The following is a 23,200-nucleotide window of genomic DNA, read 5'->3' as shown; positions in this document are numbered from 1 at the left end:
TTCATCAGCAGCATCGACAGATTGATGCAGCATCACCACTCTATCCTGCAAATTTCATAACGCGCGCATCGCGGAGGGGTATCTTGAGCACACCGGTTCACGAGGTCGAAGAGAGTTCAGCGCTGCGCCGCGTGGTGCTCTTGGTGGCCCTGCTCAATCTGGGTTACTTCGGTATCGAGTTCACCGTCGCCCTGACGATCGGATCGGTGTCGCTATTTGCCGATAGCGTCGATTTTCTCGAGGACGCTTCGGTGAATCTGCTGATCCTGATGGCGCTGGGTTGGAGCTTGAGGGCTCGGGCCTATGTCGGCATGGGGTTGGCGGGCATTCTGCTGGTACCCGCATTAGCCACGATTTGGTCGGCATGGTCAAAATTTCATGTGCCGTTGCCGCCTGCTCCGGTGCCCTTGACCCTCACCGGCCTGGGCGCCCTCGCGATCAATCTCACCTGTGCCGTGATGCTGACGCGGTATCGGCACCATAGCGGCAGCCTGACGCGCGCGGCCTTTCTGTCAGCCCGCAATGACGCGTTCGCCAATATCGCCATCATTGCCGCGGGCACGGTCACCGCCCTCACCCGATCGATGTGGCCCGATCTGATCGTAGGCCTGGGCATCATGCTTATGAATCTCGATGCGGCGCGCGAAGTATGGGAGGCGGCGCGCGATGAGCATCGAACCGCTACCGACGTGGGCGTGCCTTAGGGTTCTTGAATGCGCATGGCTTGTACGTCGCATGCCGAAGCCCGCTTGCCGACCGGCGAGCGGGCTGTCTTTCTTTACTGGCAGGTCGCGAACTTGAACGACTCCAGGCGCGTGCTCCAGTTGAATGCACCGGTGGCCTTTAAATATTCGTTCGTGTACCAGAACGTGCAGTCGTCGGTGGGATCGACGGTCATCGCGCTGTAGTCGCCCCAGCGCGCCAGATTGCTGCCGCTCTGCGAACCCAGGCCTTCGATGATGCTCGCTTCGGCTTGCATGGTGCTCAACGGATCGGTTGCCAAACGGCCGGTATAGCGGATGGCCGGATGAATCGTGCTGCTCGATGCGCTATAGCCCAAGGCCATATTGCCTTGCTTGTCCATCGCTACCGAGCCCATCCAGCGATAGGTCGTATCAGGCGAATACGTGGACTGCTGATACACCACAGGCGTGGTCCCCGGGCTGCGTATTTCGTACCAGCGTACCCCGGTGTAAGGGTTTTTTCGGCTGGTGCCGACTTTCACCGAATGATTGACCACCAGCGATTCGTGGTCGGCAAAGTGACGGTAAGCCAGACGGAACATCAGGCGATCGGCCAACGAATCTAGCTGCTGCCTGGTGCCGGCCTGAGGGACGCAGGTGCCGCCACCGCAGGCTGCCGCAAACGAAGCCACTGGAATCGCCGTCGGTCCCGTCAACGTGGTATTGGCGGTGTTGGCCCAATCCACATGGAACTTCCATAGATTCAACTGGCCGGCGGTGAAGTTCAGCAGGTAGTTCGGCGAGCCGGCAGGCGGCGCGGTGCTGCCATCCAGATCCGCCGGCAACACGCCACCGTAGCTGCTGGAGAGTTGGAAGCACTGCTGCGTGGCGGCCGCACCGCTCAACATGGCATTGCGGTCATAGGCGCACAGCTTGGCGCCGGTGAACGAGTTGCCATTGAACATATTGAACGTCTCGTAATAGGCGTCCGGCCACACGCCCATCTTTGGATAGTCGGGAAAGACACTGCCGTAGGGGAACGCGTAACGGTAATACGCGCCCGTGGCATCGCTGGTGGCCGAAACCGCAACGCATTGGAAGTAAGGCGCCGCAGTGACGGCGAACTGCGAGATCACCCAGCGTCCGGCCGCCTTGTCGTACACCACGGTGGCGTCGCCATCGTTATCGGTTTCGCACGGGCCGCCGAAACCCGACCACAAGGTGTTGGTCTGCACGGGACCATAGGTCACCGCCTTGGTCGCCTTGTCGAACACCGCGAACCCGGTGTTGACGATCTGCACGTACTGGGTGGCGCCCACCGCGCCGTTGGTATCGGGCGGAGCGCTGTTGACGGTGAACGTACCCTGCGGGCCGCTGAAGCCGTTGCCGACACCATCGACACCGGAGCCGGCCGTGGGCGCGGCCACGCCGCTGGTCGCGCCCTGGACTGCACCGTCTGTCGGATTGCCCGGACCGTCCAGCCACGGCAACGGATGCGCCGGATGATTGCGTGGACTCTTGCTGAAGTCGTCGGGTCGCGGCATGACGCCGCGCAAGGAATGAAGCACATCGTGATGAGCGGCAGAGCTTACGTCTGGTGCGGATTGCGTATCGGCATGGACATGTCCCGCGATGACAACACCGATCGCAATGAACAGAGCGGCGCGATAGCCGCCTGGGTTCCTCGAAAGCATGACTTCTCTCCAGGTAGACGTGCGATGACCCCTAAAGGTCAGGATGCGCAATAACGCAGCAGCCCCCATTCGCAGCGCATTACGCTGACCGAAGCGCCTTCGACGACATCCACTTCCCCGTGTTGCCTGCCCCGCGCCGAAGGTGCTGGGACCTTGCGCCCCCTTCCTTGCCGGCGTCTTTCATTCACGGATTGATCACGTGGGTGAAGTGTCTGCGTGGCGTGAAGCGTGTGGTGGTTGGTTGAGGCAAAGGGAAGTAACGGACGATTAGCAATGTAATGCGCTCGTTCCCCTCCCCCTGCTAGCAGGGGGAGGTTGGGAGGGGGTAGGCCCTTGCGAAAACCTCTCCTGATGCGCTGTCTCAAGTACTCACCCCTCCCCAGCCCTCCCCTGCGAGCAGGGGAGGGAGCGACAGCATGCATGGGTGGGATCTGCTGCTTTGCCTCTCACTACGCAGATCACATCACCTGCGCTGCGCCACCTCTGCCGCGCTGAGCGTGCCCTGCTGCCCGCCAAAATGGCTGACTACGTAGTTGGACAGTGCGGCAACTTCCGCATCGGTATAGGCGCGCCCGAATGACGGCATGAAGATGCGTTGCCCGCCCACGTGCAGTTGCGTGCCATGCAGGATCACCTGAGTGAGATTGGTGGCATGGGGATCGCGCACGGAACGTATGCCGGTGAGTGAGGCGTAGTCGGTCTGGCGGCCTTGTCCGTTGTCGAGATGGCAACCCGCGCATGCGCCGACGAAGAGTTGTTCGCCCAGGCCGGCCGTGGTGGCCGTCTGTGTGTTTGCCGTCGCTGCGACGGGCGGTACGGAGACACCACCCGCCTGTGGCTTCACATCGCGCAGGTAAGTGACCAATGCCGCGATATCGGTAGGCGTCAGGTACTGCAGGCTGTTCTCCACCACTTCGCCCATCGGGCCGGAAGCGGTGCCTCGCCCAGTGGCATGTCCTTTGGACAGGTAGTCGGTCAGCTCCTGATCGGTCCAGGCGCCGATGCCGTGATCCTTGTCCGAGGTGATGTTGTAGGCCTTCCAGCCTTGCAGTTCGGTACCGGCAAGCGCTTTGCCGGACTCCAGTGCGAAGGCGGCGTTCCTCGGCGTGTGGCATTCATCGCAATGTCCGAGCGCCGTGGCGAGATAGGCGCCGCGGTTCCACGCTTCAGGCTTGCCTTGCTCCGGCTGGAAGCGCTGCTTCTTCAGGAACGCCGCATTCCACAGGCTGATGGCCCAGCGCTGATTGAAAGGAAAGGACAGCTCATTGGCGCGCGCCGGCGCATGGACGGCTGGAAGGCTGAAGAGATACGCCTTGATCGCGAGAATGTCGTCGCGACTGAGCGCCGTGTACGAGGTGTAGGGAAACGCCGGATACAGCGGCTGGCCTTCCTTGTTCACGCCGGCATGCATCGCGCGCACGAACTCGTCGTCGCTCCAGCTGCCGATGCCGGTGTCTTTGTCGGCGGTGATGTTGGTGGAATAGATCGTGCCCATCGGCAGCTTGAAGGCCACGCCACCAGCGAAGGCCTGGCCGCCCGGCACGGTATGGCAGGCCGCGCAATCGGCGGCACGCGTGAGGTATTCGCCGCGCGCCTGTGGCGTGGTGAGTTCGGCCGGCGCACCGGCGACTGAGGGCTGGGCTGCGGTTTCGTCGCCGCCATGGCGCACAGTGAGCAAGGCGTAGACGCTGAAGCCGATCACCACCAACAGGATCAGCGCCACGAGCCGGCCGATGAGGCGTCCGATTTTCATGCGAGGCTCCTCACTTTCGCGGCGATATCGTCGAGGCCCGGCACCGGCTCGCTCACCGCCGACAATACGGACTTCAGCGCGCTCTTGTCTTGCACCAGCGCGGCGGTATCGATCGGCAGCGTTCTGAGACGGACACCGGTGGCGGCGAAGATGGCGTTCGACAGACTGGGCATGGCCATCACCGTGCCGGTTTCACCGATGCCGCCCGGCTGCTCCTTGCTCGGAACGATGTAGACCTCGATCGGCGGCGTCTCGTTGAGCCGCAGCACGCGATAGTCGTTGAAGTTGCGCTGCTCCACGGCACCGCCCTTCAACGTGATACCGCTGTACAGCGCCGCGCTCCAACCGAAGACGAGGCCGCCCTGGATCTGCGCCTCCACCGTATTGGGGTTGATCACCGTGCCGCAATCGACCGCTGCCACCGCGCGCGTCATGCGGATCTCGCCCTGCGGCGACACCTCCACATCCATCACCACGCAGAGAAAACTGCCGAATGGCGCCGCCAGGGCGACGCCGCGACCGTGCCGCGCGGGCAATGTGCCCTGGCCCCATCCGGCCTTCTGCACGGCCAGCTCCAGCACGGCACGCGCGCGCGGATTGTCGCCAATCATGTCGCGCCGATAGGCCACGGGGTCTTTGCCCGCGGCATGCGCAAGCTCATCCACGAAACTCTCGACCACAAAGACGTTGTGCGTGGGGCCGACGCCACGCCACCAGCCCACCGGAACGCCCGCGGGCATGTCATGGCGCACCCAGTCCACGCGCATGTTGGGTATGGCATAGGGGATATCGGCAGCGCATTCCACCAGGTCCGGATCGAGGCCGTTCTTGCCCATGGCGCCGGGTGCGAACACCGCCAGCACCGAGGCACCCGTGGTGCGATGGGTCCAGGCCACAGGTTTGCCCTGGCCATCGAGCGTGGCGGAAATGCGGTCGTAGTAGGCAGGACGGAAACGATCCTGGGCGATGTCTTCCTCGCGCGTCCAGATCACCTTTACCGGATAGTCCACCTGCTTGGCGATGGCAACGGCTTGCTCCACAGAGTCCTCGAACAGGCGCCGTCCGAAGCCGCCGCCCATGTACTGGTTGTGCACCGTGATGCGCTCAGCCGGCAGGCCGGTGATCTTGGTGGCGACGTCGACGCAGCGCGCGGGCACCTGTGTGCCCACCCAGATCTCGCAGGCATCAGGACGTACATGCACGACGGTGTTGAGCGGTTCCATGGTGGTGTGCGCAAGCATCGGCAACTGATACGTGGCCGAGATCGTCTTGCCGCTGACACCGTCGACGTGCCCGACCTCGCGGCCCAGGATGGGCGTGCCGTGTTCGGAAGCATGCGCCATGTCCTGGAACAGTTGTTCCGTGGTGAAGTTGGCGTTGGCGCCGGGATTCCAGGTGATGTCCAGCGCTTCCAGGCCCTGCTTCGCCGCCCAGAAGTGTTCGCCGATCACGGCGACGGCGTTGTCGAGTTTCACCACTTTGAGTACGCCGGGGATGGCGCGTGCGCGCGTGTCATCCACCGAACCCAGCCGACCGCCGAGCGTGGGGGATGCCTGCACCGTCGCGACCTTCATGCCGGGTACGCGGATGTCGATACCAAAAGGCAGCGTGCCATCCACTTTCCCTGGCGTATCCACGCGACGCATCGGTTTGCCGATGAGCTGGAAATTCCCGGGGTCTTTCAGCGGGGCTTTGTCGGGTGGCGGAAGCTTCGCCGCTGCGTCGGCGAGTTCGGCGTAGCGCAGCGTGCGCCCGGTCGGCGCATGGGTGACCAGGCCGCGCGACACCGTGCATTGCGACGGGTCAACCTTCCAGCGCTGTGCGGCCGCGCTCACCAGCATGGAGCGAGCCGCGGCGCCGGCATTGCGCATGGTGGTCCAGCAATAGCGGATGGTGGTGGAGCCACCCGTCGCCTGGTCGCCTAGCAAGGGATTGGCGTAGAGCTTGCGGTTGGCGGGGGCATGTTCGACGGTGATCTGGTCGAGGCCCACATCCAGTTCCTCGGCTAGCAAGGTGGCTTGACCGGTATAGGCGCCCTGCCCCATTTCGATGCTCGGCATCACCAGTTGCACGCTGCCGTCGCTGCCGATGCGAACGTACGCGTTGGGTGCGAATTGCGGGTGGCCTGCGTCGATGCGGGCGTTATCGGCCAACCCCCATACCCGACTGGCACCGCCCAGCCACATGAAGGCCACCACCAGGCCGCCACGCTTCAGCAACTCGCGGCGTGACGGGTCCTGTAAATCGGTATCGGCCTCAACGGGGTGTATGCGATGGGTCATGACATCCTCTCGATCGATATCCGATACATGTGATGGGCACCCGCTATAGATGCCCGCGCTCGTTCAGGCGATGGTCTGCGGCAGGGTCACTTGCCCTGTGGCGGCCTGCTTGATGGCCGCGCGGATGCGCACGTAGGTACCGCATCGGCAGAGGTTGCCTGACATGGCGGTGTCGATGTCCGCGTCGGTGGGCGTGGGCTTCTGCGCGAGCAAGGCGGTGGCCGCCATGATCTGCCCCGTCTGGCAATAGCCGCACTGCGCCACTTCGATCCCCAGCCAGGCCTGCTGCACCTTCTTGCCGAGATCGGTGCCGCTGACGCCCTCGATGGTGGTGACTTTCTTGCCTACGGCGCCGGCTACCGGCAGCACGCAGGAGCGTACCGCCTGGCCATCCAGATGCACGGTGCATGCGCCGCATTGGGCGATACCGCAACCGAACTTGGTGCCGGTCAGGCCGATGACGTCGCGCAGCACCCATAACAAGGGCATGTCATCGGGCACATCGACCTGGGTTTCCTGGCCGTTGATGGTAAGGACGATCATGCGGATATCCCTGGCAAAGCGTTTTTGTCACGGCATGCGCCCGGATAAAAATCCATCGAGGCACGCCAGCGGCTAGGTGCGCATTGTCGCCACCGGGCGGAACCCGTGAAGACAACGCCAAATCTTCCTCCTCGGGAACGAAAAGACAAGTGAAAATGTGGCGGCGCTACATGCCTGTCGCTGGCTTTGACTGGCTGTTTTGACAGAACATCGCCGTACCCTACCCGACCGTGCCCCATGAACGTCGCCCAAGAGTTCGATCCGCTGTATCGCTCGGCCCAGGCGCTGAACCTGGGGCATGACCAGGACGGCGCCGCGCTGGTCACCATCACCCAGACACGCGGCTCCACCTTTCGCCGTGCGGGTGCGAGCATGCTGGTGCGGCGCGATGGGCGCCTGGTATGCGAGCTCTCCGGCGGCTGCCCACAGCGGGATATCGCGTTGCGCGCACAGCAGGCCATCGACAGCGGCCAGCCGGCGCTCGTCGCGTATGGCCGCAACGCGAATTACGACGTCATGCTTGAAACGGGCTGCGGTGGCGAGCTGGAAGTGTTGATCGAACCGCTACGGGAACAGAGCGACCTACAGTTCTTCGATGCGATCGCGCACTTGCGTTCGCGTCGTTCACCCGGCGCCATGGCGACCGTGTACGCGGTCGATGGCGACGTGCTTGCGCCAAAACCACAGCGCCTGGTGCAGGGCGATGGTGTCGCATGGAGCGATATCGAAACCGACGCCTTGCGGCAGCAGCTTGCCGCTGAGCTATCGTCGACCGAAGCCGGCGCACCGAACGCGATGACGCGGCGCATGCAGGTGGAGGGGCGGCACTATGATGTTCTGGTCGAGTCGCTGCGGCCGCCGCATGCGCTGGTGATCGTTGGCGATAGCGTCAGCGCGCGCATGCTTGCCGAGTTGTCCGCGCAGCTGGGCTGGCAAACCACGCTGGTGGATCCGGCCCAGGCCGTGACGGAAACAACGAATGGTATCCGGCACGTTGCCGCTTCTCCCCAGTCTCTGGCGACACAGCTCGTGCTGGACCATCTGACGTCCGCCGTCGTGATGACACATCGCCTTGAACGCGACATGGGTTACCTGGAGGCGTTGCTGGATACGCCAGTGGGTTACCTCGGCGTCATCGGCTCGCGTCAACGCGCGGCGCAAATACAGGCGGCCTTCCCCCATACCTATCCGCGATTGCACATGCCGGCGGGACTGGATGTGGGCTCGGAAACGCCGCAGGAGATCGCCCTCGCGGTCGCCGCGGAAATCCTGGCGACGCGCAACGGCAGAAGCGGCGGCCCCCTATCGCACTCGCAAACACCCATCCACCCATGAACGGCAGTGACTTGCGTATCGGTGCCGTGGTGCTTGCCGCCGGCCAAGCCAGTCGTTTCGGGTCAGCCAAGCAGACCCTCCCGATCAAGGGTGTACCCATGGTGCGGCGTGTCGCCATGACTGCACTGGAAGCGGCGCTGTCGCCTGTCGTGGTGGTCACTGGCGCGTATAACGAAGAAGTTGCACACAGTCTCGATGGTTTGGCCGTCCATCTGGCCGATAACCCGGACTGGTCCTCCGGCATGGGAACCTCGCTGGCGTTCGGTGTTGCCGTCGCGACGGCACGGGAGGCATCGCTGCACGCCGTGCTGGTGATGCTGGCCGATCAGCCCGCCATTACCGCCGCCGACCTGCGCGGCATGCTCGACGCCCATGCTTCCGCTCCGGAACGGATTCTGGCCGCCCGCTACGAGGGCCATCTTGGACCGCCCTGCATCTTCCCTCGTGCGATTTTCGAGGAGCTGACCACGCTTGGCGGCCCTCACGGCGCACGCTCGCTGCTTGAGCGGCACGCCGCGCTCGTTGATGCCTATGACCTGCCCATGGCGGCCTTCGATATCGATACGCCTGCCGACTACGCAGCGTGGCCGCCATAGCCTGGCGGCAGGATTCGCGGGCTACTTCAGTCGGTCAATGCCGCATGTGGCGCGCGCTGATGGATTCCCTGTGCGGCGGAAATCAGCCGTTCAACACCCGAACGTATGGCGGCCATACTGAGGCCACCAAAGCGCAGCAACAGGCCATCGTCATTGGCGGGTTGGTGTCGATACGTATGGAGCATATGCAGCGCCAGGCCGCTGGCCTTTGCTGTGCGCTGCACTTCCTCGGTGTCCGGGTGGCTGAGCATGATTTGCACGCCCACCGTGTTTTTCTCCCATGTCCAGCCGTAGTCGGCGAGTGGCGCCAGGCTTTCGGTGAGAAAGGCGCATTTCTCGGCATACACGCCACGCATGTGGCGCACGTGCGTCGAAAAATGGCCTTCATCCATGAAGCGGCTCATGGCGAGCTGTGTCAGCGGAGCACTGAAAGTATCGAGCTGGGTACGGATGTTGGCCAGTTGCTCCACCATGGCTTCCGGTACCACAGCAAAGGCAAGCCGCAGTGACACGAACATGGATTTACTGAGCGTGCCGAGGTAGAGCACCCGGTCATGCCGGTCAAGCGAGTGCAGCGGTGTCGCGGGTTGGCCGACATACCCAAACTCGCCATCGAAGTCATCTTCCATGATCCAGGCGTCGTGCTTTTCCGCCCAATCCAGTAACGCGACGCGGCGCGCCATGCTCAGGGCGACACCGGTAGGGAACTGATGCGACGGTGTGACATAGGCCAGTCGCGCGGTTGGCGCATGCCGCAAACCCACTTCCACCTGCAGACCCTCCCGGTCGACAGGTATCGGCGCGACGGCAGCGCCGGCAAGTGCCAGTGCCGCACGCGCGCCTGGGTAACCAGGATCTTCCATCCATACCGCATCGCCAGGGTTCGTGAGCAGCAATGCCAGCAGGTACAACGCTTGCTGGACACTGTTGAACACGATCACTTGCTCCGCCGTGCAGCGCACGCCACGCAGCTGCGCGAGATGGTGCGCGAGCGAGCTGCGTAGCGCCGGCAGGCCGCGCGGATCGGTGAAGTTCATGTCGGCGCGCCGGACTTCGCGAGCGGTGCGCGCCTGTATCCGCTGCCAGATCTTCCAGGGAAACTCGGCCGTGTCCGCGACACCGGAATTGAATGGCTTGAATTCATGCGGTACGCGACAGGTGAGATTGCCCGCGAGCGCCGCCCCGCGTGCCGAGACGGATAACTCGCGACCTGGCGCTTTTTCGACCCGGGCAAGGCCTGCCGGCTTTGCCACCTGGCCGGCTATGAAGGTGCCACGCCCCAGGATACGTTCGAGCAGACCCTCCTCTACGAGCTGGGAATACACCTCCTCCACCAGGCCACGAGAGACGCCATAGTCGGTCGCTGCCTTGCGGCTGGACGGCATGCGTTCCCCAGGTGCCAGCAGGCCTTGCAGCATGGCGTTGCGTAACGCGAGGTAGACATCGGTGCGTCGTGGATGGCTACCGGGCACCGGCGGCAGTAATGCTCCTCGCGATTGGCGTGGCATAAATCCCCCTGATATCGGTCCGTTTTAGCTATCCAATACGGTCCTGGATTGCTGTCCGCATGTCGGTAGTCTGGCCGCTCCACGCCCTAATCGCATGAGGTGCCGAATGTTCCTAAAAACCCCTTTCAAGTGCACGATGGTCTTCACAGTCGTATGCAGCCTGATGGTCGCTCTATCGCCCCTTCAAGCGCTCGCCATGCCCTCGACGGAACGAGATGGACAGCATGATTTCGACTTTCACTTTGGCAACTGGAAAAGCAGCATATCCCGTCTTCAGCATCCGCTGACGGGCTCCACGACATGGATCAAGTGCGAAGGCACCCTGGCCGCGCGCAAGGTTTGGGATGGCCGAGGCCAGCTCGAGGAGCTCGAGGCCGATTGCCCTGCGGGTCACATCGAGGACTTGTTGCTGTTTCTATACAACCCGGAAACTCACCAGTGGAGCCTCAATGCAGCGGCCGTCAACGATGGCGTGGTAAGTCGCCCCATGTTCGGCGAGTTCAAAGACGGGCGCGGCGAATTTTATGATCAGGAGACCTTCAAGGGCCGAACCATCCTGGTCCGCCAGGTCTGGTCGGATATCACTCCGACGTCGCACCATTTTGAACAGTCGTTCTCGGACGACGGCGGTAAAACGTGGGAGCCGAACTTCAGGGCAACGCTGACACGAACACAGTGAACAGGCACTGCGCTCGATCGGACGATAGATAGGATCGTTAGGGAGCCGCAGATCCGGCTCCCTAACGCAGCACCATGCAGCAGCGCACAAACGACGCCGAAGATTCCGGCAGGCTTCACAGGTTACCGGCTCGCTTGATCAGATCGATGGAAAGCGAGCTTTCGGGGTTTCGCTCAACGCCCCGTCATCTTCAAAGCGGCTTCGGGCAGGCGTTCGCCTTCGATCTTGATCGTCGACACGGCCAGGTTGATCTCGTCGAGATCGCCGCTGGTAAGTTCCAGATCGATAGCGCCCAGATTCTCTTCAAGGCGATGCAGTTTGGTCGTTCCCGGGATCGGCACGATCCACGGCTTCTGCGCGAGCAGCCATGCCAGAGCCACCTGGGCGGGCGTTGCGTGTTTTCGCTCGGCGACCACCTTGATCAGATCCACCAAAGCGAAGTTGGCCTTGCGCGCCTCCGGTGAGAAACGAGGCACGATGTTGCGGAAATCGGTCGGATCGAACTGGGTCTTCTCGTCAATCTTGCCGGTCAGGAATCCCGCACCGAGCGGACTGAACGGCACGAAGCCGATGCCGAGTTCTTCAAGCAGCGGCAGGAGCTCCGCTTCGGGTCCACGCCAGAACAGCGAGTATTCACTCTGCACTGCGGTCACCGGCTGCACGGCGTGTGCGCGGCGGATCGTCTGGATGCCAGCCTCCGACAGACCGAAGTGCTTCACCTTGCCCTCGGCGATCAGGTCCTTCACCGCACCCGCCACGTCTTCGATCGGCACCTCCGGATCGACGCGATGTTGGTACAGAAGATCGATGCGGTCGGTACGCAGGCGCCTGAGGCTGGCTTCGGTCGCCGCCTTGATGTGCTCCGGACGACTGTTGGTGCCGCCACGGCGCTCACCGGTTTCCAGATCGATGTCGAAACCGAATTTGGTCGCGATCACCACTTTGTCGCGGATGGGGGCAAGCGCTTCGCCAACCAGCACTTCGTTGGCGAACGGCCCGTAGGCCTCGGCCGTATCGAACAAGGTGACACCGCGATCGTGAGCGGCGCGGATCAGTTTGATCATCTCTTGCTTGTCGGCAGCGGGACCATACGACGCGGTCATGCTCATGCAGCCGAGGCCAAGCGCCGAGACTTCGAGATGGCTGTTGCCTAGTTTGCGGTTCTTCATGGATCTACTCCGTTCGTTGTTTCGGCCGGCCTGATCGCTCGGCGCGCAGGGTCACATGGAGATGTCGTTGCTGCCTCTTTGTGGCCCCCGCCATGAGGCCAATCTAGGGCCGAACGATTGCTGGCACTAGATGGCATAATCGGAAAGGGTTGATAACCGGAGCGGATAAATGTCGACCGAGAGCTACGACCAACTCGCGATCTTCTCGGTCGTGGCGCGGGAGCGCAGCTTTACCCGTGCCGCCGCCAAGCTCGGCCTATCGCAACCCGCGTTGAGCCGCGCCATGCGTCAGCTCGAAGAGCAGCTGGGTGTCAGGCTCCTTGCCCGTACGACACGAAGCGTTTCCCCCACGGAAGCCGGCGAGCAGCTGCTGAAGGTAATTACTCCCCGGTTCGAAGAAATCGACACCGAACTGGCCTTGCTCAGCGAATTCCGGGACAAGCCCGCAGGCAAGCTGCGCATCACGGCGGGCGAACATGCGGCGATCACGACCCTGCAGCCCGTGCTCGCCAAGCTGCTCCCGGAGTACCCGGACCTCCATATCGAAATCATCGTGGACTATGGCCTGACCGACATCGTGGCTGAAGGCTACGACGCCGGCGTCCGGCTGGGCGAACAAGTCGCCAAGGACATGATCGCCGTGCGCATCGGCCCGGAAGTACGCATGGCCGTGGTCGGCTCCCCGGCGTATTTCGCCCGGTATCCGCGACCCAAGACCCCGCGCGATCTCATTCGGCATAACTGCATCACCATCCGCCTGCCGACCTACGGCGGCATCTATGCCTGGGAGTTCGAGAAGAAAGGCGAAGAACTGAAAGTGCGCGTCGAGGGCCAACTGGTGTTCAACAACATCGCCATGCGCCTGGACGCCGCCCTCAAGGGATTGGGGCTGGCCTATATGCCTGAGGACCTGGTGCAGGCACATGTCACGGAGGGCCGGCTGATACGTGTGCTCTCGGACTGGTGCCCGCCGTTCCCGGGATACCACCTTTACTATCCAAGCAGACGGCAAAGCTCACCCGCTTTCACGTTGTTCCGCGACGCCCTGCGCTATTCCGACTGATATCCGGCTTACTTCCGTCCGGTGTTTCCGGCCAGGTACGCGTCCAACGCCTCGCGAGTGCGTTTGGCCGCATCGGCATCGCCGTGTTCGGCCAGCACCTGTGCCAATTGCCGCAATTGCGAAGTGGTCAGACCCACTCTGATGCTCGCGCCGACGTGCGAGCGCAACTGCGGCTCCACACCGGGCGTCGCCGCCAGCGCGCCTACCGTCGCGAGCTCGCGACTGGGCCAGTCGAGGTTGTCGCGCTCGAAGATGTCGCCGAACAGATGCGCTTGCAGGAACTGATTGATCACGGGTGCGAAGTCGAACACCGGACCTTTGACGGGTGCGCCCGAAATGCGGGTCTGGTTAGCTGCGCCCGCAGCCAGCAGCGCCTCGCCCGTGGGCGCGGGATGACTGGGCTCGCGTCCCGGCGCGTCATGGATGCCGCGCTGCTCGCGCTCCTCCACCACCTTCTTCAGTTCGCCCAGCGCGTTGAGGCTGCGAGGAAAGCCGGTGTAAGCATAAAGCTGCACCAGGATCTCCTTCGCCTCACTGATGGTCAGGCCCGCGTCCAGACCTTGATTCAAGGCGGCGCGTAGCCTGGGCATGTCGCTCGTGGCCATGAAGGCCGCGATCAGCGGAATGGCCTGCTGTTTGGCGGACAGCGTTTCGGAGGGAGATTGTGTCGAGGTCATGGCTTGCGGCTCCGCGGCGCTATGAGCAACGAGACCCGGTGCCAGCATCAGCCCGAGGCTCAGCGCCAACGCTGTCGTCAACACGCCGGGCTTGCGAAACCTAGTGGGCGTTGTATTGGTCATCGGTGACTTTCTCCATCCATTCCACACTCTTGCCATCCACTACGCCGGTGACGGCCAGATGGGTCATCTCCGTCATTGGCGCGGCGCCATGCCAGTGCTTGACGCCTGGCGGACACCAGACCACGTCGCCGGGGTGGATTTCCTGCACCGGCTTGCCCCACTCCTGTATCAGGCCCACGCCGGCAACCACCACCAGACGCTGTCCTGCGGGATGCGTGTGCCAGGCCGAACGTGCGCCCGGCTCAAAGGTGACGTAGGCACCCGATGCGCTGATGTCTCCGCTGGCGGGAAATAAGGGGTCGACGCGCACGTGCCCGGTGAAGCGTTCCGCCGGGCCGGCCACAGAGGCTTGAGTGCCGGCGCGCGTGATCTGCTGTCCGGCTGATTCGTTGGCCTTGCCACGTTGCTCGGCGGCGTTGGCGAAAGGGATCGCCACGCATGCCGCGATGCCTAACAGTGTTTTGTTCATCGTCATTGGCTCCCGATGGTTACGTTTGCGCTCGTGTCAGAGAGTCCTGGCATAGAACGGCGTCAACTTGCTCATGGCGACATCCACATACTTCGGAACCCAGTAGGTTTCGATATGCGTTGCACCGTCAATCAGAAACAAAGCTTTGTCCTTCGTGCCGGTTGCCTTGGCGAACGCGTCCTCGGTCATGTACAGGGTGTCGGCCTTGCTGCCGGCGATCATCAGCAGCGGCTTGTCGATCAGTTCGATCTGATCGGTCGCATCGAAGCGCATCAGGTCCAGCAAGCTGCTCGTGGTGTACTTGAAGGTCGAGCGCGGGTGCGCGTGCGTCTTCCAGTAGTACTCATAGCCCTGCCGATACAGGTCAAACGGCAGCTTGGCGATCTGTTCATCGGTCAGGTTGGCATCCCCTGAATAGAGCACTTGCCCGCCGGCAGCTTCCTGGGCACGGGCATCGGACGCCTGCTGCAGACGCTGCTGGATAGTGTCCAGTTGCGAATCCTTGAAACCGTTGCGACGCACCCGCCCGGAGTTGAACATGCTCAACGTGGCGATCGACTTGAATCGTTTGTCGGTTTTCGCCGCCGCCAATGAGTACCCGCCGCCACCGCAGATGCCGAGCAGGCCAAGGCGTGCGTTATCGACGCCCGGATAGCGGGCGATGTAATCCGCCATGCCATGGATGTCTTCGATGCGATAGGCAGGCTTGTCCACGTTGCGCGGCTGGCCACCACTTGCACCTTGGTACGCCGCATCCGCGGCGATGGTGATGTAGCCCTGCTCCGCCAAGCGCTGGGCATACAGGCCGGCAACTTGTTCCTTCACGCCGCCATTCGGGTGCGCCACGACAACCGCGGGGTATTTCTTCTGCGGATCATAGTTCGCAGGGGTGTACACGTTGGCGGAAATATCCAGGCCGTTTAGCTTGTACGTGACCGGGTGGATATTGACCTTGCCCTGCTCGTTCTTCGTGATCGCGCCGTCATAGACGAGAGTGAACGGGTTCTTCTTGTAATCCGCCGCGCCACCGCCTGCGGAGAATCCGATCATGGCTGCCATAAGCGGAGCCATTAACGTTGTGCGTTTCATAGATGTTTCCTTGAATGGATGGTCCGCGTCGCAGCGAGGCTGCTGCTTATCGATCCAGGTGTTTCTCGGCGAGAAATTTCGTCACCAGATCTGCGATCTGCACATTGTTCAGATCAGAAAAGATGAAGTGCGTGTTGCCACGGATACCGATGTCGGGAAGATGCACGAGCGTCACGTCGCCGCCGTGCTTGTTGACGGCGTCCCGCCACTGGCGCGCCATCTGCAGCCTTGCGCGCCAGCTGTCCTGGGCGGGCAGATCCACCGGATGGTCGGGAATGTTGTCGCCGTACAGAACGAGGATCGGGATCTTCGTCAGCGCAACGAACTGCGCCATCGGTACAGCGGCGCCCTGCACGGTGTCGAAGGCACTCGGGATCGGCGCAGGCATTTCGCCCTCCGGGAAGATGAAGCTGCTGCCCGGCTCGAACGCGACGATCGCCTTGACGTTCCTGCTCTTGATCGCAGTCAGCCAGCCCGGGCCGCCGCCCTGCGAATGGGTGAAGAGGATGCCGGGGCCGATCTTGTCGAACAGCGCCGCGCCCGCATTGGAGAGCACCTCCATATCGAATGGCCCGGTATTCGGGGTCATCGAACGGAAGAACTGGTTGATCGTCTCGGGGTTGCGGGCGAACTGCACGCCATCGAAATAGTTCGGCCACAGACCGATGCGGAACTGATTGAACCAGAGCTGCTCGTCGGGCGTCGGTTTGATGGTGGTCTCGACCATACTGCGGCCGGCATCGCCGCGGCGTGGCTGATCGATCAGGTAAGTAGAGAAACGGCGGCGCAGAAAGATGTTCTGGAATCCCTCGCGTCCATCGGCCGTCGTCTCCCAGCTTTTCGATGACTGCCCTGCGCCATGCCACATGACGATCGGAAGCGGACGAGCATCTACCGGAATCTGATAGAACGCAAAAACATGGTCACCATGGTAGGTCTGACCATCGGGCTTCATGGGGTGATAAGGATCGAACGCGCCCGGGTGACTGATCACCGTGCCACCCGCGATCAGACTTCCCTGATCCTTGATGACTAACGGAGCGCGGCTGGCAGTCGCTGCCACCGCCCCGGCGCACAAGGCGAGACCGAGCATGCTCGCACCAAGCATGGAAAAGCAGCTGCGGACGATGTCCTTCTTCATGGGTTGCTCTCTGGCCCGATCACAGCGAGCAACTTACTTCCCGGGGCATTGATCGATAAAGATCACTGATCGGATAGCACTCATACCCTGTCGATATAAATGCGACTGGAGGCACGCTGTGCTGGCTACCCGCTATAAGCCCCGCTGCATTTCGCTATGCTCCCCGGTACCTATCGGGACTTTCGCAGGGGCGTGCATGACTTCTGTTCGTTTGACCGACCTCGCCCACGGCGGCGGCTGTGGCTGCAAGCTCGCGCCTTCTGTGCTTCAGCAATTGCTCGCCAACAAACCGGCGGCGATGCCTTTCGCAGGACTGTTGGTAGGCACCGAGTCCAGCGACGATGCGGCTGTATGGCAGGTGGATGAGCGTACCTGCGTGATCGCCACTACCGATTTCTTCATGCCTGTGGTGGATGACCCCTATGACTTCGGCCGTATCGCTGCGGCCAATGCGCTGTCTGATGTCTACGCGATGGGCGGCAAGCCGATCATGGCGTTGGCGATTCTGGGCATGCCGCTGGACAAGATGGACGTGGAAACCGTGCGCGCGATCCTTGCCGGTGGTGAGGCGATTTGCGCGCGGGCCGGCATTCCCATTGCGGGCGGCCACTCGATCGATTCGGCCGAGCCGATTTATGGTCTTGCGGCGGTCGGGCTCTGCGCACCCGCCGATGTGCGCCGCAACTCCGGCGCGCAGGCCGGCGATGCGCTGATCCTCACCAAAGGCATCGGCGTCGGCATTTATTCGGCAGCCTTCAAGAAGCAGGTTCTGTCGGCGGATGCGTATGAGGAAATGCTTGCTTCGACCACGCTGCTCAACCGCATTGGCCACGAGCTGGCCAAGGATGCCGATGTGCATGCGATCACCGATGTCACCGGCTTTGGCTTATTGGGGCATGGCCTGGAAATGGCGCGTGGAAGCGGCGTGCGAATCCGCATTGAACAGACGCGCATTCCTTTCTTTACGCAGGCCGAGCCATTGGCCGAAGCCGGCTACATCACGGGCGCCTCCAAGCGGAACTGGAACAGCTATAGCGATGGTGTCGCCCTGCCCGCGGATCTGCCGGACTGGCGCCGCGCGTTGCTGACCGACCCGCAAACCTCAGGTGGCCTGCTGGTGGCGTGCAAGCCGGAACGGGCCGAGGCCATCCGGGCGATGATCGAAGCGGCGGGCTATCCCCGCGCGAGCATCATCGGTGCGGCGACGGCGGGCGCATCGGGCATCGAGGTGATCTAAGCACCCGTTCCATATACCTGTGCGACCCACGCTATCGTTGCGTAGCTATCTTCTGTAGGAGCGCATCCTGTGCGCGAAAGCCCTGCGCAGCAGGGCCGTTTGCTGCATTGGAAAAAGAGCGGCCCTGTTGCGCAGGGCTTTCGCGCACAGGGTGCGCTCCTACCGCGTGCGCCACAAAGTGGCGGAAGAGAATGGGAGTCGAACCCATCCGAGACAGTCTGGCTGCCTCACCCGGATTTGAAGTCCGGACGCCCCACCGGAGACGATTCTCTTCCATGTAACGCGATCACACCGGGCGCGGGTCCGAACAGGTCGAGATACCGCGCCTGGATTTTGCGCAAGGTGCCGTGATTAAGCGTAACGCCTTGCCGGTCGAAAAACTCTAGGATCTGGATCGCGACTTTTCGACCATTGTCGAGTCGGTCGCGAAATTGCGCCGCCGTAAACCGGCCACCTGCCGCATGGGCGGCAAGGTCGGCGGCGATCAGCGCCATCTCGTGCATCGTAGCGCGTAGAAAGAAATGGTCGTGCGCCACTTCGTCGGCCAGGCCCAGCCGTGCCGCGAACTTCAGCAGATCCCTGATGCCCTGCTCCGGACGTCCAAGCTCTCCGGCGATGTCGCGCACACGCGGCGGGCGGAAGCGGACCTCGCCACCCAGCAGCGGGGCGATGGTCTGCCACAAGACCTCACGCTCCGGACTCAATTGCAAGGAGTGGCTAGCCAGGCGTACGAAGGCGCCGTCGCGAACCACATGTCCAGCAAAGTCGGCTTGCTGGAGGGCCAGTGCGAAGGCAGCGACGGGCAGCTTGGGTAGCAACGCCAGTCGCAGTTTCTCTCGCCCCACGCCTTGCAGGTCCGGGTTGGTCGCGTGAAAGGTGTGGAGATACTCGATCAGGCTGGTGACGAAGCCTTGCCAACGCGCCCTGTTGATCGCAATGCGTTGCTCGCCAAGGTCGAAGACCACGGGTGACAGTGCAGCCACGATGTCATCGAGCCTGCCTGCGGACAGCGCACGATCCCGCGCGAAAGACAGCAGATCCCATGCGAACGGCGGCGCCTCGAGCAAGGCGGCGAAGGCCTCCCGCGGATCGGCGATAGCCAGCGCCGCACGCTGTGCCGCACGCTCGGCGGTGCGGCGCTGACGCGACGGCGCGCGCAGGTCGAGGAACTGTCCACCACCGATGGTGCGCTGGGCGGAAACATCGCGCAGCACGAAGCGATCAAGCGCCGCGGCGACAATCGGCCGGCTCAGCACCAGTTGAACGTCGGCCGTGTGCCCCGGCAGCAGTTGCTCCCCTTCGAGCAAAACGATGCGAGCGCCGACTTCAGCCGCGCCGTGATGCAGGCGCGCCGGAAACCATTGGCCGACCGGCTTGGGTTCACCCGTCAAGAGATGCAGGCGCGCATCGATACGATCCGTCGGCGCGTGCAAGAAGGGATCGACGACCATGTCGCCGCGATGGATCGCATCCTTGGCGATGCCGTCGCCAGCGAGATTGAGTGCGCAACGATCCCCTGCCCGCCCACGCTCGACTGGACGGTTCTGCGCATGCAGCGAGCGCACACGCGCCGGCAATCCCGACGGGGTGAGCAGGACCTGATCCTTGACCTGCACCACACCGGACAACACGGTGCCCGTTACTACCACGCCGATGCCGGACAGCGTGAATACGCGATCGATGGCAAGCCGGAAACGGCCATCGGCTGCGCGTTCGTCCAGAGCGCGCACCTCGGCGGTGAGTCGTTCGCGCAGCGCATCGATGCCCAGGCCGGTGATCGAAGAGACTGGCAGGATGTCGGCGCCTTCGAGCATGGTGCCCGCAGTCGCCTCGCGAATCTGCGTGCTCACCTCTGCCAACCGTTCGGGTGTCGCCAGATCGGCCTTGGTCAGCGCGATCAGGCCGCGTCCGATATGCAGCAGATCAAGGATCGCCAGATGCTCCAGCGTCTGCGGCATCACGCCATCATCAGCGGCCACGACCAGCAGTGCGATATCGATACCGCTCGCACCGGCCACCATGGTGTGCACGAAACGCTCATGACCGGGCACGTCGATGAAGCCAAGAGTCAGATCGTCGCCCAGTGGTAGATAGGCGAAGCCCAGATCGATGGTGATGCCACGGGCTTTTTCTTCTTTCAGGCGGTCGCCATCGACGCCGGTCAGCGCTTTGACCAGCGCCGTCTTGCCGTGGTCGATATGGCCTGCCGTGCCGACGATCATGGGATGTGCGTGGCCGTGCCGCCGATGTCGAGCTCGGCCAGGGCGGCCAGGAACAGCGGTTCATCCGCTTCGGCCAGGCAGCGCATATCCAGGCACAACGCACCATCGGCGACGCGGCCGATGATCGGCCGCTGCAGTGTGCGCAGTGCCGTAGCCAGACACTCCAGCTCGCTCTGGCTACCGCGCGAACGGATCAGCAGTGCGACGCTGGCGAGGGTGTCCAGCGGCAGTGCGCCGGAACCCACCTGACTGAGACAGTTGCCGACCTCAACCACGAAGGCATCGCCGACCCGCGCGGCAACGGCGGGCTGCAGGCGATGCGCCTGGGCTTCGATATCGGCCTTGTCGCGGGCGAGGAAGCGGAGCGTGGGTAACCGTTCGGCGAGACGATCGGGATCGCGGTACAGATTCAGCGTGGCCTCGATCGCGGCGAGGCGCAGCTTGTCCACGCGCAATGCGCGCTTCAGCGGGTTGCGGTTGATCTGCTCGATCAGCACGCGATCACCAACCATGAAGCCCGCCTGCGGACCGCCCAGCAGCTTGTCGCCGGAGAAGGTGACCAGTCGCGCCCCCTCTTCCACCGCCTGACGCACGGTGGGTTCCTTGGCGAGCCCGTAGCGCGACAGATCGACGAGGCTGCCGGAGCCCAGGTCATTCAACAGCGGTACGCCGGCGGCATCGGCGATCGCGGCCAGTTCGCGCGCACCGACTTCCGCGGTGAAACCCTGGATGCGGTAGTTGGAGGTATGCACCTTGAGCACCAGGCCGGTGTGTTCACCGAGCGCGTTACGGTAATCGGCGGGATGAGTGCGGTTGGTGGTGCCTACTTCGACCATGCGCGCGCCGGCCCGCGTCATGATGTCTGGCATGCGGAAGGCGCCGCCGATTTCGATCAGCTCGCCGCGCGACACTACCGCCTCGCGCCCAAGCGCAAAAGTGTTGAGGCAAAGCAGCACGGCGGCGGCATTGTTGTTGACGACGGTGGCATCTTCCGCGCCGGTCAATTCGCAGAGCAGGCTGCGCAGGTGATCGTCGCGTTCGCCGCGCGCGCCTTCGGCCAGGTCGTATTCCAGCGCTACCGCGTGGCGCATCGCGTCTACGGCCGCATCGATCGCCGCCTCGGCAAGCACGGCGCGGCCGAGATTGGTATGCAGCACGGTGCCGGTGAGATTGAACAACGGGCGCAGACCCGGCGCGCGCGCCTCGAGCAGGCCCCGCGCAAGTTGCGCGACTTCGGTGGCGCTGGGCGCCGCGGCGGGTGCAGTACGCAATGCCTCGCGCGCTTCGTCGATGGCTTGCCGAATGGCGTCGGTGGTGGCGACGCGACCGTGACGTTCCAGCAGCACAGCCGCTTCGGCTGTCGCCAGCACGGCGGCAACCGCAGGAAGGTGACGCAGCGAGGTGACCTCGGACTCGGTCATGCAGCTCATCCTGTGACATCGCCTGGCGCACGGCGACAGAGATTCAGTGTAGTTCGTATGCTGCGGTGGGGAGTGAGTGGGGGTCAAGGTGAGTTGGCGGCGTGCGTGCAGAGACCTGAGAACCGCACCTGACCAGCATTGAATCTCGATGATATGAGCGCCTGCTCCCTCCCCTGCTCGCAGGGGAGGGTTGGGGAGGGGTGAGTACTTGAGAAAGCGTTTCGGGAGAGGTTTTCTCAAGGGCTTACCCCCTCCCAACCTCCCCCTGCGAGCAGGGGGAGGAGCAAGACCTCTCGCATGCCATGGTGACTTTGACTGATCGCCGTAGCATGCTCACCACCGTTGCATTCATAAAAGTCTTGCCCCTCCGCAGCGCACCCGGCCTGCGGCATCCGGCGGGCAATGTCGTGCCCTGTAGGGCCATCCATTCCCAAACTGTCCGCAGGGGGATCGATGCCCGCCGCATTGCAAACAGCGCGTACTGTGCGCCTGACCGTGTTCCTGCTGCTGGCGGTCGCCGGCTTGTTCTATGTGAAGTGGCATCCGTACTACGAGCGAGCTTTCGTCGCAGCGGCCCAACATTCCATCGGCCACTCCATCCTGATGGGCGACGCGGCGAGCGCGCCGGAGCCATCGTGGAGCGCGGCGCTTGGCTATGCGCTGGCCTACGGCAAGGCGATCTGGCAGGCCATGATGTTGGGTTTGTTGTTGGGATCGGGCATCCAGGCCTTGCTGCCGGTGAACTGGGTGCAGCGTGTGCTGGGCGGTCGCGGCTTCGGTAGCGTGCTGGCCGGCGGCCTGCTGGCGGTGCCGGGCATGATGTGCACCTGCTGCGCGGCGCCGGTTGTCGTGGGCCTGCGCAAACACCAGGCGACGCCCGGCGCGGCGATGGCGTTCTGGCTCGGCAACACGATGTTGAATCCAGCGACCCTGGTGTTTATGGGCTTCGTGCTCGGCTGGCACTGGACCTTGCTGCGTTTGCTGCTGGGTGTGCCGATGGTGTTCGGGCTCGGTTATCTCGCCAACCGGCTGACGGAGCCCAGCCCTTCGGTGGCCGCATCGTTACCTGTAGAGCCAGAGCCGCGTACGCTGATCGAGGTTGGCAAGCGCTGGATGCAGATCTTCGCGCGGATGACGCTGCGGCTGATTCCCGAGTATGTGGTGATCGTCTTGCTGCTGGGTGCGGTGCGCGCGTGGATGTTCCCGCACATCGGACCGGCCATCGGCGATCAGTGGTTCTGGATCGCCGCGCTGGCATTGGCCGGGATGTTGTTTGTGATTCCGACGGCCGGCGAGGTGCCGATCGTGCAGGCCATGCTGGCCCTGGGGTTAGGTGGCGGCCCGGCCGCTGCCTTGTTGATGACCTTGCCAGCGGTGAGTCTGCCGTCGCTGGCGATGCTGGCACGTTCCTTCCCCGTGCGGACGCTGGTGGCCGTTGCGGTAGCGGTGGTCGGCTTCGGGATACTCGGCGGAGCACTCGCGTCGTTGCTGGGGATGCGCTGAAAACGCTCGCCGA

General features: G+C 63.3%; 19 protein-coding genes and 1 tRNA gene. 7 read left to right on the top strand and 13 right to left on the bottom strand.

All coding sequences use genetic code 11. The features are described from left to right. Positions 1-83 precede the first annotated feature (83 nt). Positions 84-704 carry a cation transporter gene (locus ISS97_RS16525; RefSeq protein WP_379983513.1) on the top strand — a complete coding sequence of 207 codons (621 nt, stop codon included), beginning with the start codon at positions 84-86 and terminating at the stop codon, positions 702-704. Positions 705-778: 74 nt separating this feature from the next. On the opposite strand, the gene ISS97_RS16520 is transcribed toward ISS97_RS16525, so the two are convergent. The 4 genes from ISS97_RS16520 to ISS97_RS16505 form a co-directional block, all read right to left on the bottom strand. Next, positions 779-2,377 carry a hypothetical protein gene (locus tag ISS97_RS16520; protein ID WP_379983514.1) on the bottom strand — a complete coding sequence of 533 codons (1,599 nt, stop codon included), beginning with the start codon at positions 2,375-2,377 and terminating at the stop codon, positions 779-781. 463 nt (positions 2,378-2,840) lie between these two features. Next, a complete protein-coding gene (locus ISS97_RS16515) occupies positions 2,841-4,130 on the bottom strand; it encodes a c-type cytochrome (RefSeq protein WP_379983515.1) in 1,290 nt (429 codons plus the stop codon). Continuing rightward, entirely contained in the window at positions 4,127-6,412 is a 2,286-nt protein-coding gene (locus ISS97_RS16510; protein ID WP_379983516.1) for a xanthine dehydrogenase family protein molybdopterin-binding subunit, read from the bottom strand. Before ISS97_RS16510 ends, ISS97_RS16515 begins: the two co-directional genes overlap by 4 nt. A gap of 63 nt (positions 6,413-6,475) precedes the next feature. Further along, positions 6,476-6,955, bottom strand: coding sequence for a (2Fe-2S)-binding protein (locus ISS97_RS16505; protein ID WP_379983517.1), 480 nt, complete (start codon positions 6,953-6,955; stop codon positions 6,476-6,478). Positions 6,956-7,192: 237 nt separating this feature from the next. Here ISS97_RS16505 and ISS97_RS16500 point away from each other — a divergent pair, with 237 nt between their 5' ends. Both ISS97_RS16500 and ISS97_RS16495 read left to right on the top strand, forming a co-directional pair. Continuing rightward, the gene (locus ISS97_RS16500) at positions 7,193-8,290 is read left to right on the top strand and encodes an XdhC family protein (RefSeq protein WP_379983518.1); all 1,098 of its coding nucleotides are present in this window, start codon (positions 7,193-7,195) and stop codon (positions 8,288-8,290) included. After that, positions 8,287-8,886 carry a nucleotidyltransferase family protein gene (locus tag ISS97_RS16495; RefSeq protein WP_379983519.1) on the top strand — a complete coding sequence of 200 codons (600 nt, stop codon included), beginning with the start codon at positions 8,287-8,289 and terminating at the stop codon, positions 8,884-8,886. The genes ISS97_RS16500 and ISS97_RS16495 overlap by 4 nt, the downstream gene beginning before the upstream one ends. 26 nt (positions 8,887-8,912) lie before the next feature. Here ISS97_RS16495 and pdxR read toward each other — a convergent pair whose 3' ends face one another. After that, positions 8,913-10,394 carry a MocR-like pyridoxine biosynthesis transcription factor PdxR gene (gene pdxR, locus ISS97_RS16490; RefSeq protein ID WP_379983520.1) on the bottom strand — a complete coding sequence of 494 codons (1,482 nt, stop codon included), beginning with the start codon at positions 10,392-10,394 and terminating at the stop codon, positions 8,913-8,915. 106 nt (positions 10,395-10,500) lie between these two features. Between pdxR and ISS97_RS16485 the strand changes: the two genes are divergently transcribed. Continuing rightward, positions 10,501-11,073 carry a hypothetical protein gene (locus tag ISS97_RS16485; RefSeq protein WP_379983521.1) on the top strand — a complete coding sequence of 191 codons (573 nt, stop codon included), beginning with the start codon at positions 10,501-10,503 and terminating at the stop codon, positions 11,071-11,073. A 173-nt stretch (positions 11,074-11,246) separates the two neighbouring features. Here the strand turns inward: ISS97_RS16485 and ISS97_RS16480 are convergent, their stop codons facing one another. Beyond that, positions 11,247-12,242, bottom strand: coding sequence for an aldo/keto reductase (locus tag ISS97_RS16480; protein WP_379983522.1), 996 nt, complete (start codon positions 12,240-12,242; stop codon positions 11,247-11,249). A 169-nt stretch (positions 12,243-12,411) separates the two neighbouring features. On the opposite strand from ISS97_RS16480, the gene ISS97_RS16475 reads away from it, so the two are divergent. Continuing rightward, complete coding sequence (locus ISS97_RS16475) at positions 12,412-13,305, top strand: LysR family transcriptional regulator (RefSeq protein WP_379983523.1); 894 nt, start codon at positions 12,412-12,414, stop codon at positions 13,303-13,305. A gap of 8 nt (positions 13,306-13,313) precedes the next feature. On the opposite strand, the gene ISS97_RS16470 is transcribed toward ISS97_RS16475, so the two are convergent. The 4 genes from ISS97_RS16470 to ISS97_RS16455 form a co-directional block, all read right to left on the bottom strand. After that, positions 13,314-14,105: a carboxymuconolactone decarboxylase family protein gene (locus ISS97_RS16470; RefSeq protein WP_379983524.1), complete on the bottom strand. Its 792-nt coding sequence runs from the start codon at positions 14,103-14,105 to the stop codon at positions 13,314-13,316. Continuing rightward, positions 14,083-14,574: a (R)-mandelonitrile lyase gene (locus tag ISS97_RS16465; protein ID WP_379983525.1), complete on the bottom strand. Its 492-nt coding sequence runs from the start codon at positions 14,572-14,574 to the stop codon at positions 14,083-14,085. The genes ISS97_RS16470 and ISS97_RS16465 overlap by 23 nt, the downstream gene beginning before the upstream one ends. A 36-nt stretch (positions 14,575-14,610) precedes the next feature. Then, positions 14,611-15,633, bottom strand: a complete 1,023-nt coding sequence (locus ISS97_RS16460) for an alpha/beta hydrolase (RefSeq protein WP_379983526.1) — start codon at positions 15,631-15,633, stop codon at positions 14,611-14,613. A 76-nt stretch (positions 15,634-15,709) separates the two neighbouring features. Continuing rightward, positions 15,710-16,804: an alpha/beta hydrolase gene (locus ISS97_RS16455; protein WP_379983527.1), complete on the bottom strand. Its 1,095-nt coding sequence runs from the start codon at positions 16,802-16,804 to the stop codon at positions 15,710-15,712. A gap of 196 nt (positions 16,805-17,000) precedes the next feature. On the opposite strand from ISS97_RS16455, the gene selD reads away from it, so the two are divergent. Further along, entirely contained in the window at positions 17,001-18,041 is a 1,041-nt protein-coding gene (selD, locus tag ISS97_RS16450) for a selenide, water dikinase SelD (RefSeq protein ID WP_379983528.1), read from the top strand. A gap of 179 nt (positions 18,042-18,220) precedes the next feature. On the opposite strand, the gene ISS97_RS16445 is transcribed toward selD, so the two are convergent. The 3 genes from ISS97_RS16445 to selA form a co-directional block, all read right to left on the bottom strand. After that, a tRNA-Sec gene (locus ISS97_RS16445) sits at positions 18,221-18,316 on the bottom strand. Beyond that, a complete protein-coding gene (gene selB / locus ISS97_RS16440; RefSeq protein WP_379983744.1) occupies positions 18,269-20,263 on the bottom strand; it encodes a selenocysteine-specific translation elongation factor in 1,995 nt (664 codons plus the stop codon). The genes ISS97_RS16445 and selB overlap by 48 nt, the downstream gene beginning before the upstream one ends. Beyond that, positions 20,260-21,693 carry an L-seryl-tRNA(Sec) selenium transferase gene (gene selA / locus ISS97_RS16435; RefSeq protein ID WP_379983529.1) on the bottom strand — a complete coding sequence of 478 codons (1,434 nt, stop codon included), beginning with the start codon at positions 21,691-21,693 and terminating at the stop codon, positions 20,260-20,262. Before selA ends, selB begins: the two co-directional genes overlap by 4 nt. A gap of 444 nt (positions 21,694-22,137) precedes the next feature. On the opposite strand from selA, the gene ISS97_RS16430 reads away from it, so the two are divergent. Beyond that, positions 22,138-23,187 (top strand): permease, encoded by a 1,050-nt coding sequence (locus ISS97_RS16430; RefSeq protein WP_379983530.1) that lies wholly within the window; start codon positions 22,138-22,140, stop codon positions 23,185-23,187. Positions 23,188-23,200 lie beyond the last annotated feature (13 nt).

Source organism: Dyella koreensis (genome assembly GCF_044904565.1).
GTDB lineage: Bacteria > Pseudomonadota > Gammaproteobacteria > Xanthomonadales > Rhodanobacteraceae > Dyella_D > Dyella_D koreensis.
The sequence above is the reverse complement of the archived record's forward strand: the minus strand, read 5'-3'. Positions and strand labels throughout refer to the sequence as shown.

Coding starts and splice junctions, on each gene's coding strand:
- ISS97_RS16520 (WP_379983514.1), bottom strand. CDS start 2,377: ATGCTTTCGAGGAACCCAGGCGGCTATCGCGCCGCTCTGTTCATTGCG.
- ISS97_RS16515 (WP_379983515.1), bottom strand. CDS start 4,130: ATGAAAATCGGACGCCTCATCGGCCGGCTCGTGGCGCTGATCCTGTTG.
- ISS97_RS16510 (WP_379983516.1), bottom strand. CDS start 6,412: ATGACCCATCGCATACACCCCGTTGAGGCCGATACCGATTTACAGGAC.
- ISS97_RS16505 (WP_379983517.1), bottom strand. CDS start 6,955: ATGATCGTCCTTACCATCAACGGCCAGGAAACCCAGGTCGATGTGCCC.
- ISS97_RS16500 (WP_379983518.1), top strand. CDS start 7,193: ATGAACGTCGCCCAAGAGTTCGATCCGCTGTATCGCTCGGCCCAGGCG.
- ISS97_RS16495 (WP_379983519.1), top strand. CDS start 8,287: ATGAACGGCAGTGACTTGCGTATCGGTGCCGTGGTGCTTGCCGCCGGC.
- pdxR (WP_379983520.1), bottom strand. CDS start 10,394: ATGCCACGCCAATCGCGAGGAGCATTACTGCCGCCGGTGCCCGGTAGC.
- ISS97_RS16485 (WP_379983521.1), top strand. CDS start 10,501: ATGTTCCTAAAAACCCCTTTCAAGTGCACGATGGTCTTCACAGTCGTA.
- ISS97_RS16480 (WP_379983522.1), bottom strand. CDS start 12,242: ATGAAGAACCGCAAACTAGGCAACAGCCATCTCGAAGTCTCGGCGCTT.
- ISS97_RS16475 (WP_379983523.1), top strand. CDS start 12,412: ATGTCGACCGAGAGCTACGACCAACTCGCGATCTTCTCGGTCGTGGCG.
- ISS97_RS16470 (WP_379983524.1), bottom strand. CDS start 14,105: ATGACCAATACAACGCCCACTAGGTTTCGCAAGCCCGGCGTGTTGACG.
- ISS97_RS16465 (WP_379983525.1), bottom strand. CDS start 14,574: ATGAACAAAACACTGTTAGGCATCGCGGCATGCGTGGCGATCCCTTTC.
- ISS97_RS16460 (WP_379983526.1), bottom strand. CDS start 15,633: ATGGCAGCCATGATCGGATTCTCCGCAGGCGGTGGCGCGGCGGATTAC.
- ISS97_RS16455 (WP_379983527.1), bottom strand. CDS start 16,804: ATGAAGAAGGACATCGTCCGCAGCTGCTTTTCCATGCTTGGTGCGAGC.
- selD (WP_379983528.1), top strand. CDS start 17,001: ATGACTTCTGTTCGTTTGACCGACCTCGCCCACGGCGGCGGCTGTGGC.
- selB (WP_379983744.1), bottom strand. CDS start 20,263: ATGATCGTCGGCACGGCAGGCCATATCGACCACGGCAAGACGGCGCTG.
- selA (WP_379983529.1), bottom strand. CDS start 21,693: ATGAGCTGCATGACCGAGTCCGAGGTCACCTCGCTGCGTCACCTTCCT.
- ISS97_RS16430 (WP_379983530.1), top strand. CDS start 22,138: ATGCCCGCCGCATTGCAAACAGCGCGTACTGTGCGCCTGACCGTGTTC.